Source organism: Parasaccharibacter sp. TMW 2.1888 (assembly GCF_023167265.1).
Taxonomy (GTDB): Bacteria; Pseudomonadota; Alphaproteobacteria; order Acetobacterales; family Acetobacteraceae; genus Bombella; species Bombella apis.
This window is the reverse complement of the sequence record NZ_CP030979.1, coordinates 1,735,105-1,750,735: the sequence shown is the minus strand read 5'-3', so window position 1 is coordinate 1,750,735 and position 15,631 is coordinate 1,735,105. Positions and strand designations below refer to the sequence as shown.

Genomic DNA, 15,631 nt, shown 5'->3' with positions numbered 1-15,631 from the left:
CTCCTCTTCCTGTACTGACCCGACTCATCAGTGGATCAATCGCGCCCACCAGATCTTGTCCCTGTAAACTGCAGCAGGAACTGAAAGAGATTTACAAAATTCAGATACATCGTCAGGGCATCATAGATCCCCATCTTCCCCGTCTCTTCAGCCGGAAGGACAGACGCATACTGCTGATAGGAAAGCTTGATGCGCTGGGTGTCATAAGCTGTCAGCCCCGTGAACAGCAGCACCCCGATGAAAGATATGGCCACTGTCAGCCCATGGGCCGGGATGAACATGTTGACCAGAGAAGCGATCACCAGACCTATCAGCCCCATCGTCAGGAACGACCCCATCCCCATGAGGGACCGGTTCGTCACATACCCCCAGAGAGACATGACGCCATACAGGGAGGCGGCAATAAAGAATGTCCGGACAACAGAAGACCCTGTGTAGGCCAGAAGCAGCGATGCCATGCTGACGCCCATGGCCACGCTGAACAGCACAAACAGAAGCTGCACTGTCGAACGGGAGAGACGGTTCACACCAAAGGACAGCACCATGACAAAGACCAGAGGGGCGAAAACACTCACCATCCCCAGTCCGGTCGGAGCCAGCGCAAAAGCATCCCCTCTCTGCACGACATGAAAGAACAGCGCCCGGAGCGATGTATGGACCACGGCATAGGCCGTCACCCCCGTTATCCCCAGAGCAAGAGCCATCCAGTTGTAGACACGCAGCATGTAAGCCCGCAGACCCGCATCAAAAGCGGCAGCCGCCTGTCCTCGTGTTGTCTCGTAATCGGAATGGAAAGCCATGATATCCACTTGCTGCGATAAGTCTTCAGGGGGGACTCACTGGGCCCGCCCCTATCGTTCCCGTAGAATGTGGGGTAGTTTCTTCCCAAGTCAAGAATTCAGGACAAGACCCTGACTTTCTTTTTGTTAATCTCCCTGATTTGCGGGAGGCCCCATGAATCTTTCCCTCGCCCTCACGCTGTCCCCCACCATACAGGCAGAACTTGGCCTGCTGCGTGGCAGTCTGGATGATGTCCGCTGGTCACCGGCAGAACAGTGTCTGATCCCCCTCCAGCCCCTTGGCTACCTAAACAGCCGCCACGAGATGGAGGAGCTGGACATGACCCTGTCCCACCTGCGATGGGAACCTTTCTCTCTGGCCCTCCATCAGGTCGGCCATCAGATGGGAGAGATGGAAGACCGGCTGACAGTCAGCCTCACTCCGCAGGCTCCGCTGCTTGCCTTGCAGAAGCGGCTTGCCAGCACCCTCCGCCGCGCAGGCCTCTCCCTGCCCCGCCGTGCCATCGTCCCGGAAGTGACCATTGCCTGGCTGGAACCGGCCTCCCCGACCGATCTCATCCCATGGATACAGCGGCACAACCTCTTTCACAGCTCTGAAATGACAGTAGACCACATCAGTCTGGTAGAGCATCTGCCTTCTGGCACCGGCCCCCATCTCCAGATTCTGGAAGCCTACCCGGCCCAGCCGGGGCTTGCCCTGCCGCACGTCAGCCCTCTTCTGGCTGATGAGGAAAACGGGTTTTTCTAAAGGCCCAGCAGCAGCTTCAGGGCGTGATAATCTTCCGGCCGGCAGACAAGAAACCATCCCTCGTCGCCTTCAAGAGAAAAAAGACCAAGGCCGAAAGAGGCGTAGATGTCCGCCTGCCGTGCTCCCTGCTGAAGGACGGCCAGCTGGCACCCTTCCTGCACGGCGTAATCCCGCAGCCGCCAGACAGCACCACCCCGCTGTCCCCGTGCCCCCACAGCTCCGCCCAGACACAGGAGCACTGGCTCCGACAGCAGGAAAGGCTTCAGCCGGACCACCGCGCAGGCAGCTTTCCCTGTTGCATCCGACAACATGCCATCAGGCACGAAAAGGCGCTCACACGGCAGGGAAAGAGCCTCTGCTGAATCCTGAAGGCAGGCGTACTGCACCCGGGCATCCATGTTCCATGGGAGAAGATGCAGCCGTGCTTTCCTCAGGGCAAACCACAGCCCCAGCAGACAGCACACGGCCGCACCACCGAGAAACCAGCGCCCGACCGCCGTATGGGCATCATGAACCATAGAACGCCACCAGACATGCCCGAGATGCCGCTGACGGGCGATCCAGCTGACACCGGCCAACCCGCACAGCCAGAGCGAGAATGGCGCCAGAACAAAAGGAGAAAACGGCTCTACCCGCCAGTAAGCCTGCCTGTAATAGGTCTTGCGGAATGGCAGCAAAACGAACAGCACGGCCAGCACGACAAGAAAAGCCACCCAATGGGCCTGCCTTACGGTCAGGATCAACAGCGTGATGGACAGAGCCCCGACAGAAAGCCGCCAAGCCAACGCCACCCGCTGGGACAGCCCCAGAGACAGGCCGACGAGCATCACCCCGATGAGGGTCAGCAGAAAAGCGGCGCCCTGAAGAAGGACCGCACTCCAGAAAGAATGGAACGGAGGCAATGGTGCCAGAAGGGCATAAACCACGATGACGATGCCCAGCACGGCCTGACTGCCCGTGGCAACGATCGTGGCGAAATCCGCTTCAGATGAACGCAAACTCTGGCTGTGCTCCACGGTCCTGCCAAACCGGGCCAGCAGAGGTGCCCCTTTTATGAACAGCTCATGCCCGGCAAACATGGCACCCGCCAGAAGCAGGGGAATGATGTAATAGAACAGGCGAAAAACCAGAATCCCTGCCATGATGTGCGGCACGGAAAACCACGGGGACAGCGCCAGCAGCATGGTGCTGTCGAACACTCCCAGCCCACCCGGAACATTGGCCAGCAGACCGGCCGTGTAAGCCCCGATATAGATGGCCAGAAACCCGCCAAATGTCAGGCCGCTCCCATTGGGCAGCGTATCCAGCACACACCAGGCGATCAGGGCGGTAGCAGACATGTCCGCCATGCTGGACAGGATCTGCCCCAGCCCGATCCGCCAGTCTGGAAACCGCAATGTCCACCTGCCAATATGCACTTCCTGCTTCCAGCAGGGCAGAAGCACATAGGCCAGCAGGACAGAGAAACAGGCTGCTCCCCCAAGATCAGTTACCCAGGGCGGCAGATGACGAACATAAGGAATAATGCCCGGCTGGGCCAGCAGGATGAACCCCACAAGCCCCAGCATCCCCAGCCAGTAGGTGACGGAACAGAACGCCACGATGGCCGCAATCTTGATCCCCGGCACACCCCAGTTACGATAGAGCCTGTAGCGCACAGCCGTGCCCGAAATGGCTGCGCACCCAAGATTATGGGACAGGACATAGGAACAGAACGCCACAAAGGCTGACCGCCGCCACGAAATGCCCGCCTGCACATGATGACAGGCCAGACCATCGTAGAAAGACAGGATGGCATAAGAAAGAATGGTTGCCCCGGCCCCCTTCCACAAGGCGGCGGCAGGAATGGCATGAAGCCCCGCCATCACCTGCTGGAGGGACAGATGCTGAAGCTCCCGCCAGATCACCAGCCCCGCAAAAATGAGCAGGACCAGCCCCACCATGGCCGGCAGACGCGTCAGAAAACGCCGCAGCCGTCCGTCAGCAAGTGACGGAGAGGCATCCGCACCATCTGGCATACCGGAGGGAGCCGTCATGCCTCAGCCTCTGGTTTCCTCCGTTGCCCCGGCAGGCTCAACAGGACGTGCCAGAGCCTCATCAATGAGGGCAACAGTCTCCTTCAGGCCAAACAAAGCCGCAAAAATGCCGAAGCGGGGGCCCTCTTTCTGCCCCAGCAGCACCTCATACAGGCACCCGAACCAGGACCGCAGCTCCGGCTTGGCAAAGTAACGCTTGCCGACCTCAAATACGACATTCTGCACATCATCCGGGGTCGCATTGTCCGGCACCGTCTTCAGCGTTGCTGCGAGGTCTTCCAGACCTTTGCGCTCTGTCTCCGTCGGAGCACGGAACACCTTGGTCGGACGGACACGCTCATTGAAGTAATCCAGAGCGTGCTGCACCAGCTGTGCCACATAAGGATGTGTCTCTGGCGACAGGCTGGAATCATAACGCCGCAGGAACTTCCAGAGTGTCTCCACTTCCCTGGCATTGGCCACGCTGGCCAGATTCAGCAGGGCTGTGAAGGAAACCGGGCTGGTATCCTGCGGGCGCAGTTTCCCTTCATGGATGAACCATACCGGGTTGGAAAGGAACTCCTCTGCGCTCTGCTGCTCACCCTTCTGCACGAGGGCCAGATATTCATCCGTGGCTCTGGGGATCATGTCCGTATAGAGCCTTTTGGCACGGGTCGGCTGCTGGAACATGTAATGAGCCAGACTCTCCGACGGGCCGTACCGCAGCCATTCCTCCACAGAGAGGCCATTTCCCTTGGACTTGCTGATCTTCTGCCCATTGGCATCGAGGAACAGCTCATAGGTCAGGTTCAGCGGTGGCTCACTGCCAAGAATGCGGCATATCCTGGAGGAAAGCTTCACACTGTCGATGAGGTCCTTGCCGGACATCTCATAATCGACACCTAGAGCATACCAGCGCATGGCCCAGTCGGCCTTCCACTGCATCTTGGCCTGCCCGCCATAGACGGATGTCTCAAAGCTCTTCCCGTCCTCGTCCTTCCAGACGACTGTTCCGGCATCCGGATTCACGCTGATGATGGGCACCTGCATGACACGGCCCGTCTCGGGATGGATCGGCAGCACAGGGGAATAGGTCGCCCGCCGTTCCTTGCCCAGCGTGGGAGCGATCACCTCGATGATGCGGTCATGTTCTTCCAGAACACGCTTCAGCGCCGCATCGAAGATGCCGGACGTGTAGTAATCGGTTGCAGAAGCAAATTCATAATCGAACCCGAACGCATCAAGGAACTGGCGCAGGCGGGCATTGTTGTGCGCCGCAAAACTCTCATGCGTGCCAAACGGATCGGGAATACGGGAGAGCGGCAGGCCAAGATGCTCAGCCAGCATCTCCTGCTGGGGGACATTGCCCGGCACCTTGCGCAGGGCATCCATGTCATCAGAAAAGGCCAGAAGACGGGTCTGGCGACCTGTCAGCTTCTCAAAAGCCTGCCGGACCCATGTCGTCCGGGCCACTTCGCCGAACGTACCGATATGCGGCAGGCCGGAAGGCCCGTAGCCTGTCTCCATCAGAACCGGTTTGCTGGGGTCCCTGTCTGCCACACGGGTGGCCAGTTTACGGGCTTCCTCAAACGGCCAGAGCTTGGGGAAAGACGAATCATTCTGGGGAGAAGGCGTTTTGTTCTGCATAAGACTACGTTAATTATGAACCCTCCCCCCTCTGGTCAAGTATGCAGGCGGGACGTGCACTGCTTTCCCCTCGCAGAAGGAGGACTTCCTGTGTATGAGTTGGAGCATGCCCAGCCTGTTCCGCTCCTACCTTGATGCGCCAGCCCTGATCGCACGACATGGCCTCTCCTCCCTCATCACGCCTGATGGTGAGGTGCTGGACATTCCCCTTGCCGAAGTCCGGGACATGCTCCGCCAGCTGCCGCCGCCGCTGCTCATCCACGGGCCTGCCACGCTCCGCCTGCTGGAACTGCCCCCGGAACCTCCTCCTGCTCCCTGGCTGGACCTGCTGGAACTCTTCCTTCTCGTCCATCCGGCCCGGAGCCTGACCCCGACAGCCCGTGGCCTCGCCCTGGAGCTGGGCCTTGCAGAACCGACGGATACAGCTCCCCTACAGGCCGACAGTCTCTACCGTATTGCCCAGCACCTTCTGGATGAGCTGTCAGGACAGCCTCCCCAGAAAATCGCCACGCTCCACCTTCTGCTGCCCACTCTGGACCAGGCCGGATGGAGCTGGCACGACATCGTGAAAGAGGCCCTGCCTCCTCCCTCTGCATCTTCGGGACGATCCAGAGAAATTGATGCCCTGAAAATATGGCGGCGCCTGCCCCAGTGGGAGGAGCGTGCGCCCCGTCCCCCTGCTGGCAGCCAGCCAGTCAGCCAGCAGGAAGCCCGCAGGCGTCTTTCCGCCCTGCTGGGCAGGCATGCAGAACCCCGCCCCGGTCAGGCCGATTTTGCCTCGGCCACCAGCTACGCCTTCACCCCCCGGGATGTCGCCAATGCCCCCAACATCATGCTGGCCGAGGCGGGTACCGGCACGGGCAAGACAATGGGCTACATCGCCCCGGCCAGCCTCTGGGCCGAAAAGAATGACGGAGCTGTCTGGGTCAGTACCTATACCCGCCATCTGCAACGGCAGATCGAACAGGAACTGACCCGTCTTTACCCCGATCCGACAGAACGGCATGAACTTGCCGTCATCCGCAAGGGGAGGGAAAACTATCTCTGCCTCCTGAACCTGGAAGATATCACCACCGCCCTTCTCAACCGCCAGCCACAGGCGCAGCCTGGCCTCATCCCGCTGGTCTTTCTCGCTCTCTGGGCCGAGACCACGGAAGATGGCGACCTGATGGGGGGCGACCTTCCCGGCTGGTTCGGGGACCTGTTCCAGCCCGGGCTGCTGAACATGATTGCCGACCGGCGGGGCGAGTGCATCCATTCCGCCTGCCCGCATTATCAGAGCTGCTTCATCGAGCATGGCATACGCCGTGCACAACATGCCCGGTTCGTCATCGCCAACCATGCGCTCGTCCTGTCCCAGGCAGCGTGGAACGCCATGCTGCCGCAGGACATGGCACCCGGCAATCTGGCAGACGAAAATGGCGTCCCCACCCGTTATGTCTTTGATGAAGGCCATCATATCCCTGATGCAGCAGACAGTGCCTTCTCTCTGGTCTTCTCCGGGCTGGAAGCAGCCGACCTGCGCCGCTGGATACTCGGGGCTGAGGGGAGCCGCTCCCGTGCCCGTGGCCTGATGCGCCGCATGGAAGACCTGATGGAGCGCCTGCCAGCCCTCAAGGATGCCCTTCAGGAGCTTGTCCTTGCCACACAGAAAGGCCTGCCACGCCCCGGCTGGAGCGGACGCCTGCATGAGGCCCGGCAGGCCCGCATGGCCCCGCCGCCACCAGACGTCCCCCCGCTGGAAGACAGGCCTGCCACCCCGCCTGATGACGATGAGGAAGACCCTTTCCCCCTCGCCATGGTCGAGGAAGCGTCCCTCCCCCAACCGGCCGAGGCGTTCCTCCAGATGCTGGACATGCATCTGGATGCCCGCATAGCGGAAATACAGATGCAGACCCGCGGCCAGCAGGGCCATTATCCTCGCCAGGAATGCGACCTGCACCCCATACCCGCCCCGCTGCGTGAGCACGCCGAAACCCTGCTCACGGCCCTTCAGGACATCGTCACCCCGCTGGACCGGATCATCCGGCACCTTCAGGAAGCTCTGGAAGCGCAGGAGGAAGACCCCGATACAGCCTTCCAGCAACGGCTGGAGGGAACCATACGCAGCCTGCATCGCCGTGCCCTCTCCCGCCTTCAAGGGTGGATCAGCATGGTACGGGCCATCATGGAGCAACCCGTTGCCCAGACAAGCCTGCCGACCTACGTGGACTTCATCCACCGGGAGCCTTTACCCCCCACACGGCTCCTCCAGGGAGGACACGACATTGCCCTGAACCGCCACTGGCTGGACCCGACCATTCCCTTCGCCAGCACCCTGCAAAGCACCACGCACGGGCTGCTCATCACCTCCGCCACCCTGCGGGACCGCAGCCCGGATGAAGACGGGGAAGCCGGATGGGAAAAGGCTGAGCGACGACTGGGCACGGCGCATTTCCTCAAGCCCCCCATGCGGGCTGCCCTGATGAGTCCCTTCGACTATGCCCACCAGACACGGGCCTACATCATCACGGATGTCTCACGGGACCCGGCAGCACAGGCGCAGGCCTTTCAGGCTCTTTTTGAAACCGCCAATGGAGGAGCTCTGGGGCTTTTCACAGCCATTCAACGGCTGAAAGAGGTCCACCGCCGCATCCATGAGCCGCTGGGGATGAAGAACATCCCCCTCTACGCCCAGCATGTGGACGCCATGAACAACGCCACGCTGGTGGATGTCTTCCGTACCGAGACGAACAGCTGCCTGCTGGGCACGGATGCCATGCGGGATGGCGTGGATGTTCCCGGAGAGGCCCTCCGCATGGTGGTGATGGAGCGCACCCCCTGGCCCCGGCCCGACATCCTACACCGGGAACGCCGCCGCCATCTGTCCGGCGGCAGGCCGGGTGACTATGACGACCTCATCACCCGGATGCGCCTGCGCCAGGCCTTCGGCCGTCTCATCCGCCGTGCTGATGACCGGGGCGTGTTCATCATTCTGGACAGCCGGATGCCGTCCCGCCTTCTCTCCGCCTTCCCTGATGGCGTACCTGTCCAGCGTCTACCGCTGAGCGAAGCACTGACAGACATTGACGGCTTCCTGAACAGGTAAAACACAAAAAAGCCCCGCTCCCGAAAGAGCGAGGCTTTTCTTTCTGCCTGTACGGGACAGGAGGCCATCCCGGCCAGAGTGACCGGGATGGGGAAGGATGAGCGATCAGAAGCCGCCCATACCACCCATGCCACCCATTCCGCCCATGCCACCCATACCGGCACCAGCAGCATCGTCGGACTTCTTCTCCGGACGCTCGGCAACCATGGCTTCGGTGGTGATCAGCAGGCCAGCCACGGAGGCTGCATCCTGAAGGGCCGTGCGGACGACCTTGGTCGGGTCAATGATACCGGCAGCCACGAGGTCCTTGTACTCACCCTTCTGGGCGTCAAAGCCTTCGTTGTAGTTGCTCAGTTCCAGCACCTTGCCAGCAATCACGGCACCATCTTCACCAGCATTGTGGGCAATCTGGCGCAGCGGAGCCTGAAGAGCCTTGCGAACGATCTGGGCACCAGCACGCTGGTCGTCATTCTCGAAGGTCAGGTCATCGAACAGCAGGCTTGCACGGGCCAGAGCCGTACCACCACCCGGGACGATACCTTCCTCAACAGCCGCACGGGTTGCGTGCAGGGCATCATCAACGCGGTCCTTACGCTCCTTCACCTCGACCTCGGTGCTGCCACCGACGCGGATGACGGCAACGCCACCAGCCAGCTTGGCCAGACGCTCCTGGAGCTTCTCACGGTCATAGTCGGATGTCGTGGCTTCGATCTGAGAGCGGATCTGGGCGCAACGGCCCTTGATGCCCTCGGCGGCACCGGCACCCTCGACGATGGTGGTGTTCTCCTTGTCGATATGCACCTTCTTGGCCGTGCCAAGCATATCCAGCGTGACGGATTCCAGCTTGATGCCGATATCCTCGGAGACGACCTGACCACCGGTCACGATGGCGATGTCTTCCAGCATGGCCTTGCGACGGTCACCGAAGCCCGGAGCCTTCACGGCAGCGATCTTCAGGCCACCACGCAGCTTGTTGACGACCAGCGTGGCCAGAGCCTCACCATCGACTTCCTCGGCGATGATCAGCAGCGGGCGGCCAGACTGCACGACGCTTTCCAGCAGCGGCAGCATCGGCTGGAGAGAAGAGATCTTCTTCTCATGGATCAGGATGTAGGGGTTTTCCAGATCAGCCGTCATCTTCTCCGTGTTCGTCACGAAGTACGGGGAGATGTAGCCACGGTCAAACTGCATGCCTTCCACGACATCCAGCTCGGTGTGCAGGCCCTTGGCCTCTTCCACCGTGATGACACCCTCGTGACCGACCTTCTCCATGGCTTCGGAGATCATCTTGCCGACTTCGGACTCGCCGTTGGCAGAGATCGTGCCAACTTGGGAAATCTCATCCTGGGAGGAGATCTTCTTGGTGCGGGTCTTCAGCTCTTCCACAACACGCAGCACGGCCTTGTCGATGCCACGCTTCAGGTCCATCGGGTTCATGCCGGCGGCGACAGCCTTGGCACCCTCACGGATGATGGCCTGGGCCAGAACGGTAGCGGTCGTGGTGCCGTCACCAGCCACATCGTTGGTCTTGGAGGACACTTCACGCACCATCTGTGCGCCCATGTTCTCGAACTTGTCGGCCAGCTCGATCTCCTTGGCGACGGAAACGCCGTCCTTGGTGATGCGGGGAGCACCGTAGCTCTTGTCCAGAACGACATTGCGGCCCTTCGGACCGAGCGTCACCTTCACGGCATTGGCAAGAATATCAACACCACGGAGCATGCGCTCACGGGCATCAGCACCAAATTTCACGTCTTTAGCAGCCATAACACCTAATTCCTTCAAAGATGGTCGGAGAGAAAAATGTCCGGGAATGTGGCCTCAGCCGACGATGCCCAGAATGTCGCTCTCTTTCATGATCAGCAGGTCTTCACCGCCGATCTTCACCTCGGTACCGGACCACTTGCCAAACAGGACACGGTCGCCAGCCTTGACATCCAGCGGCACGACCTGACCCTGCTCATTGCGGGCACCGGACCCAACGGCCAGGACCTCGCCTTCCATCGGCTTTTCCTTGGCAGTTTCAGGAATGATGATGCCACCGGCGGTTTTTTCTTCACCGTCCAGACGGCGGACCACTACACGGTCGTGAAGGGGACGAAACTTCGTCATGGATCACTCCATTTTAGGCTGGCCCTTCCATAAAGCAGCGCAGCCGGGTTATTGCGCTCATTCTAGCAGCGCACCAGTAAACTCCCCGATCAAACGGGGCGAATGAGAGATAGTGATGCCCCCCTGTAGCGTCAAGAACTCCCCTCCGAGGCACCGGAGATTTTTTAATCGTTCTTACTTTTAAACAAACATTCATGAACAGGCGCATCCTGTCATGAACCACACCGTTTCATTCCCTCTTGCTCCTGACCACGAAGAGGTGAAAACTTCTCTTTTCCATTCCCTGAAAAGGGGCGTCTTTACAGGATCAGGAGAGGCCATCATGGACCTGCATCTGCAAGAACGAACAGCCATCATCATGGGAGGAAGCCGGGGGCTGGGACTGGGCATTGCCCGATCCCTGGCACGGGAAGGCGTCCGCCCCTGTCTGCTGGCCCGTGATGAAAACAGACTGCGGCAGGCCGCTCATGATCTGGCAGCCGATACCGGCATCACCCCGCACTGGCATGCCGTGGATTTCTCGGCACCAGACAGCGTACAGACCTGCCTGACAGCCCTCCAGAATATCATGCCGGAGACGGACATCATCATCGGCAATGGCGGCGGACCGCCCCTGGAGCCTGCCACGGCCTGCGATCCGGCACTCTGGCAGAAAGAAACCGCCACGATGCTTCTGCCTGTCATGCAGCTTGTCGGCCAGTATCTGCCGGGCATGAGGCAACGACAGTTCGGCCGGATCATCATGGTGTCCTCCACCAGTATCGTGGAGCCCATTCCCAACCTCGTTCTCTCCAGCGCACTCCGCTCCGCACTGGCCAGCTGGGGTAAAACCCTCGCCCGGGAGGTCGCCCATGATGGCGTGACGGTCAATACGCTGCTGCCCGGCCGCTTCGAGACGGACCGCGTCGCCACCCTGAACAGAATACGGGCTGAAAAGGCTGGTATTCCGCTCGAAGAGTTCCGCAGGCAGAAAGAAAACGGCGTGCCCGCAGGCCGCTACGGCCAACCCGAAGAGCTGGGGCACATGGCCGCCTTTCTGGCCAGCCCTCTGGCGGCCTACATCACCGGGACCCGCATCCCGGTTGACGGGGGCCTACTTCACGGTTTCTGAAAGCCCTGCATGCAGAAAGACCTCCCCGCCATCCGGCAGGGAGGCCCTCCCTTCACAAAGCCATCAGGCTGGCGCTCAGCTGAACAGCACACGCCCCGCAACAGCGTCCAGACGGGCCAGAACGGAGAAGTCTCTGGCTTCCGGCGGCGTGATGATGGCATTGTCCAGCGCACGCTCGGCTGCACCGGTACCGGTGCAGATGGGGCGGGCCTTGCCAAGGGCCGGAATGGCCCGGCGAACAAGCTCCCGGGCATGTTTGGAGTTGCTCTTCATGGTACGGACGACAGCATCCACCGTGACGTGCTCATGCTCTTCGTGCCAGCAGTCATAATCGGTCACCATGGCAACGGTGGCATAGTTCATTTCTGCCTCACGGGCCAGACGGGCCTCCGGCATGTTCGTCATGCCGATGACCGACGCCCCCCATGAGCGATAAAGCTCGCTCTCGGCCCGGGTGGAAAACTGCGGCCCCTCGATCACGACATAGCTCCCGCCCCGTGTAACCGTGATACCCAGCTTTTCGGCCTCATCAGCCAGCGTGGTGGCCATGCGGGCGGAAACCGGCTCACCCATGCTGACATGGGCCACACAGCCTTCCTCAAAAAAGGTCCGGGGACGCCCCTGTGTCAGGTCAATGAACTGATCCACCAGCACAAAATGGCCCGGAGCCAGCTCTTCCTTCAGAGACCCCACGGCAGAGAGAGAGATGATGTCCGTCACACCGGCCCGCTTGAGGGCATCAATGTTCGCACGGTAATTCAGACGTGAGGGCGGAATGGGATGCCCACGGCCATGACGGGGCAGAAACACGCAGCGCACCCCCTCCAGCGTGCCAAAGAGGAGCTCATCGGAAGGAGCGCCCCAGGGGGATTCACAACGCCGCCACTCCCGGTTTTCCAGCCCGTCAATCTCATAAAGGCCTGAGCCCCCGATGACACCAATGACAGGTTCGATCATCTTGTCTGCAACCATAAATCCTCACTCCATCCTGCCTCGACCCGGTCGCCGCTCGCAGGGCACACAGTCCCGCACAACCCTTCCGGCAGTCCTCTCATCAGATAGCGGACAGTCTTTCAGAAGACCAACCCAAAAATCAATAGGCAGGGTTGCCTGCCCTTTTTACAACATCAGGAAAAGCCAGTAAGCCAGAATGAGCCTTTTGGCCTATGAACAGCATGACAACCCAGAGTGACAAACCATCCATTTCTGCCCCACACAGATCAGGAGATGCCCATGCCATCCTCAACGCCTTTTGCCCTGCCCGACCTGCCCCATGCCGGCCTGACGGACGAGGCCCGCAGCTGGTTCGAAAGCCTGCGTGACAGGATATGCGCCGCCTATGAGGCTCTGGAAGACGAGGCAGCAGCCGGGGACGCTCCCGTTCTGGCCGGGCATGAGCTGCCGGGGCGTTTCCAGCGTACGGCCTGGGAGAGGCCTGAAGGTGGCGGTGGTGTCATGTCTGTCATGAAGGGGCGTGTCTTTGAGAAGGTTGGCGTGAATGTCTCAACCGTCTGGGGGGAATTTTCACCAGAATTCCGCAAGACCATTCCCGGTGCGGCGGAGGACCCACGCTTCTTTGCCACAGGCATCTCTCTGGTGGCCCATCCCTGCAACCCCCATGTCAGTGCGGCGCATTTCAACACCCGCATGATCATCACCTCAAAGGGATGGTTCGGTGGGGGTGGCGACATCACGCCCATGTTCCCTGAAAGCCCGGAAGCCCTCGAAGATGCGGCCACGTTCCACCGGGCCTTTCAGGAGGCCTGCGACAGACACGACCCGGACTACTATCCCCGCTTCAAGAAATGGTGTGATGAGTATTTCTTCCTGAAACACCGCAACGAACCCCGTGGGCTGGGCGGCATCTTCTATGACTGGCTGGACAGCCAGAACCTCGCCAATGACTTCACCTTCACCCGGGATGTGGGAGAAGCCTTCCTGAACAGCTATGCCGGCATCGTCCGGGGGCGGATGTTCACTCCCTGGACGGATGGAGACCGTCAGGCCCAGCTCAGGCGACGGGGCCGTTATGTGGAGTTCAACCTCCTTTATGACCGGGGGACGCTCTTCGGCCTGAAAACAGGCGGCAATACCGAGGCCATCCTGATGTCCATGCCACCAGAAGTCATCTGGCCCTGAAGCATTCATGTCCAGCTCCATACGGAGCTGAAGAATGATCAGTCAGCATAGCCCTGCGGATGAGCCTGCCGCCAGCGCAGGGCTGTTTCAACAATCATGTCAAGCCCTGCAAATCTGGGCGTCCAGCCTGTATCGGCGTGCAGTCGTGCCGGGTCTGCCACCAGTCTGACAGGGTCTCCTTCCCGCCTTGGAGCAGGCTCCCAAGGTACCGACCGGCCGCTTACCCTTTCAACACTGGCAATAACCTCCAGATTGGAATAACCACACCCGGTCCCGATATTGTAGCATATGCTGCCCTGCTCCATCTGCTCCAGCGCCCTGAGATGGGCTTCGGCAATATCGGCGACATGCACATAGTCACGAATACAGGACCCGTCCATCGTTGGATAATCCAGGCCAAACAGCTTCAGCGTTGGCCGCATTCCCAACGCAGCCTCGATCGTCAAAGGAATCAGGTGCGTTTCAGGCCGATGATCTTCACCTGCCCTTCCAGCGGGATCGGCCCCAGCAGCATTAAAATAACGCAGGCAGGCGCTTCTCATGCCGTATATCCTGTCAGCCCAATGCAGGACACGTTCGATCATGAATTTGCTTTCCCCATAGGGGGAACCGGGATCAACAGATGCCGCTTCTGAAATGAGGCCAGTGCGCTCCGTTCCTCCAAACAGTGCCGCTGTGGAGGAAAAGACAAATTTCTTCACGCCATGGGCCACACAGGCTTCGATGAGATTGAGCGTGGTGAGATAATTCCGCCTCAGATAATGGAGGGGCCTTCTCACACTGTCACCAACACGGGACAGGGCAGCGAAATGCAGCACACCATCCCACGGCCCCTGGGCCATCACACCCGCTGTGGCCTCCTGACTGGCCAGATCGACCAGAAAGAAAGGGACGCCAGGTGGCACGGCTGCCCGATGCCCTGTGCTCAGATCATCAAGAACAGCAACTTCATGCCCTGCATCCAGCAGGGCAAGCACGACATGACTGCCAACAAAACCGGCACCACCCGTCACGAGATAACGCATCGGGGCCTCCTGACCAGAAAAGCCCCGAAAGAACTCACGACATCTGAAAACAGTCCGTTACTGGGCAATGGCTCATCCTGTCCCTACCTGACAAACACGCCATGGTATCCGTGCGGGTCATCATGGGACTTTCCGGCAGCACAGTGCCTCAGCCATCACTCCCAATAATGCCATCCACCAGCACATGGGGCAGCCCACGGGGACAGACCTCCAGACGGGTCTGGACACCATAGACATCTCCCAGCACGGCAGGTGTTGTCACGGCCATGACAGCCCCCTGTGCCACAAGCCGACCATCCCGCATATAGACAACATCATGAGCACGTTGCAGAGCGATGTTCAGATCGTGAACAACCAGTAGCGTCACGATATCACGTTTCCGTGTCTCACGACGGACGACGTCCATGACGGCAAACTGATACCGCAGGTCCAGCGCACTCAAGGGTTCATCCAGCAGCAACATGGCCGGACGGCGCACCAGGGCCTGCGCCAGTCCCACCATCTGCCGCTGACCACCGGACAGTTCATCCATGTAGCGGAGGGCCAGCCTGCCGATACCCAATTCCTCCAGAACGTCGGTGCTTTCCCGCAGGGCACACTCGGCAGACACGGCCTCCCCCGCCCGACGGGCCACCATCACCGCCTCGATCACCTGAAGATGAACGGCAGGCGGCAGGCTCTGTGGCAGATAGGCAGCCAGCCTGGCCCGCTCACCAACCCCCAGTTTTGAAAGATCCTGCCCGGCAAGGCGAACACACCCCTCCGCCCGGGTCAGGCCGGCAACCCCCCGCATGAAGGTGGACTTGCCCGAGCCATTCGGCCCCAGCAGGGCCGTCACACGCCCGGCCCGCATGGGGGCAAGCGTCATGTCATGCAGGACCTGCCGCCGCCCATAATGGACACTGAAATTTTCAACTTCCAGCTGATGTGTCTGACAGTTCCCCAT

General features: G+C 60.4%; 12 protein-coding genes. 4 read left to right on the top strand and 8 right to left on the bottom strand.

Annotated elements, in window-relative coordinates:
- Nucleotides 1-35 precede the first annotated feature (35 nt).
- Nucleotides 36-800 (bottom strand): Bax inhibitor-1/YccA family protein, encoded by a 765-nt coding sequence (locus tag DTQ13_RS07920; RefSeq protein WP_248460507.1) that lies wholly within the window; start codon nucleotides 798-800, stop codon nucleotides 36-38.
- A gap of 154 nt (nucleotides 801-954) precedes the next feature.
- Here DTQ13_RS07920 and DTQ13_RS07915 point away from each other — a divergent pair, with 154 nt between their 5' ends.
- Nucleotides 955-1,548, top strand: coding sequence for a 2'-5' RNA ligase family protein (locus tag DTQ13_RS07915; protein ID WP_248460505.1), 594 nt, complete (start codon nucleotides 955-957; stop codon nucleotides 1,546-1,548).
- Here the strand turns inward: DTQ13_RS07915 and DTQ13_RS07910 are convergent.
- Entirely contained in the window at nucleotides 1,545-3,584 is a 2,040-nt protein-coding gene (locus DTQ13_RS07910; RefSeq protein ID WP_232317218.1) for a lysylphosphatidylglycerol synthase domain-containing protein, read from the bottom strand. The genes DTQ13_RS07915 and DTQ13_RS07910 overlap by 4 nt on opposite strands.
- Before the next feature lie 3 nt (nucleotides 3,585-3,587).
- The gene (locus DTQ13_RS07905; RefSeq protein WP_248460503.1) at nucleotides 3,588-5,210 is read right to left on the bottom strand and encodes a lysine--tRNA ligase; all 1,623 of its coding nucleotides are present in this window, start codon (nucleotides 5,208-5,210) and stop codon (nucleotides 3,588-3,590) included.
- 106 nt (nucleotides 5,211-5,316) lie between these two features.
- Here DTQ13_RS07905 and DTQ13_RS07900 point away from each other — a divergent pair, with 106 nt between their 5' ends.
- Nucleotides 5,317-8,298 carry an ATP-dependent DNA helicase gene (locus DTQ13_RS07900; RefSeq protein ID WP_408902127.1) on the top strand — a complete coding sequence of 994 codons (2,982 nt, stop codon included), beginning with the start codon at nucleotides 5,317-5,319 and terminating at the stop codon, nucleotides 8,296-8,298.
- Nucleotides 8,299-8,403: 105 nt separating this feature from the next.
- Here DTQ13_RS07900 and groL read toward each other — a convergent pair whose 3' ends face one another.
- Both groL and groES read right to left on the bottom strand, forming a co-directional pair.
- Nucleotides 8,404-10,065 carry a chaperonin GroEL gene (groL, locus tag DTQ13_RS07895; protein ID WP_043560525.1) on the bottom strand — a complete coding sequence of 554 codons (1,662 nt, stop codon included), beginning with the start codon at nucleotides 10,063-10,065 and terminating at the stop codon, nucleotides 8,404-8,406.
- Nucleotides 10,066-10,119: 54 nt separating this feature from the next.
- Entirely contained in the window at nucleotides 10,120-10,410 is a 291-nt protein-coding gene (gene groES, locus DTQ13_RS07890) for a co-chaperone GroES (protein WP_043560528.1), read from the bottom strand.
- Nucleotides 10,411-10,732: 322 nt separating this feature from the next.
- Between groES and DTQ13_RS07885 the strand changes: the two genes are divergently transcribed.
- A complete protein-coding gene (locus DTQ13_RS07885) occupies nucleotides 10,733-11,521 on the top strand; it encodes an SDR family oxidoreductase (protein WP_043561370.1) in 789 nt (262 codons plus the stop codon).
- Nucleotides 11,522-11,596: 75 nt separating this feature from the next.
- Here DTQ13_RS07885 and DTQ13_RS07880 read toward each other — a convergent pair whose 3' ends face one another.
- A complete protein-coding gene (locus tag DTQ13_RS07880; RefSeq protein WP_043560531.1) occupies nucleotides 11,597-12,493 on the bottom strand; it encodes an S-methyl-5'-thioadenosine phosphorylase in 897 nt (298 codons plus the stop codon).
- Between the two features lie 261 nt (nucleotides 12,494-12,754).
- Between DTQ13_RS07880 and hemF the strand changes: the two genes are divergently transcribed.
- The gene (gene hemF / locus DTQ13_RS07875; protein WP_081563047.1) at nucleotides 12,755-13,660 is read left to right on the top strand and encodes an oxygen-dependent coproporphyrinogen oxidase; all 906 of its coding nucleotides are present in this window, start codon (nucleotides 12,755-12,757) and stop codon (nucleotides 13,658-13,660) included.
- 38 nt (nucleotides 13,661-13,698) lie between these two features.
- On the opposite strand, the gene galE is transcribed toward hemF, so the two are convergent.
- Together galE and DTQ13_RS07865 are read right to left on the bottom strand one after the other, a co-directional pair.
- A complete protein-coding gene (gene galE / locus DTQ13_RS07870) occupies nucleotides 13,699-14,685 on the bottom strand; it encodes a UDP-glucose 4-epimerase GalE (protein WP_043560537.1) in 987 nt (328 codons plus the stop codon).
- Between the two features lie 148 nt (nucleotides 14,686-14,833).
- The gene (locus DTQ13_RS07865) at nucleotides 14,834-15,631 is read right to left on the bottom strand and encodes an ABC transporter ATP-binding protein (RefSeq protein WP_043560539.1); all 798 of its coding nucleotides are present in this window, start codon (nucleotides 15,629-15,631) and stop codon (nucleotides 14,834-14,836) included.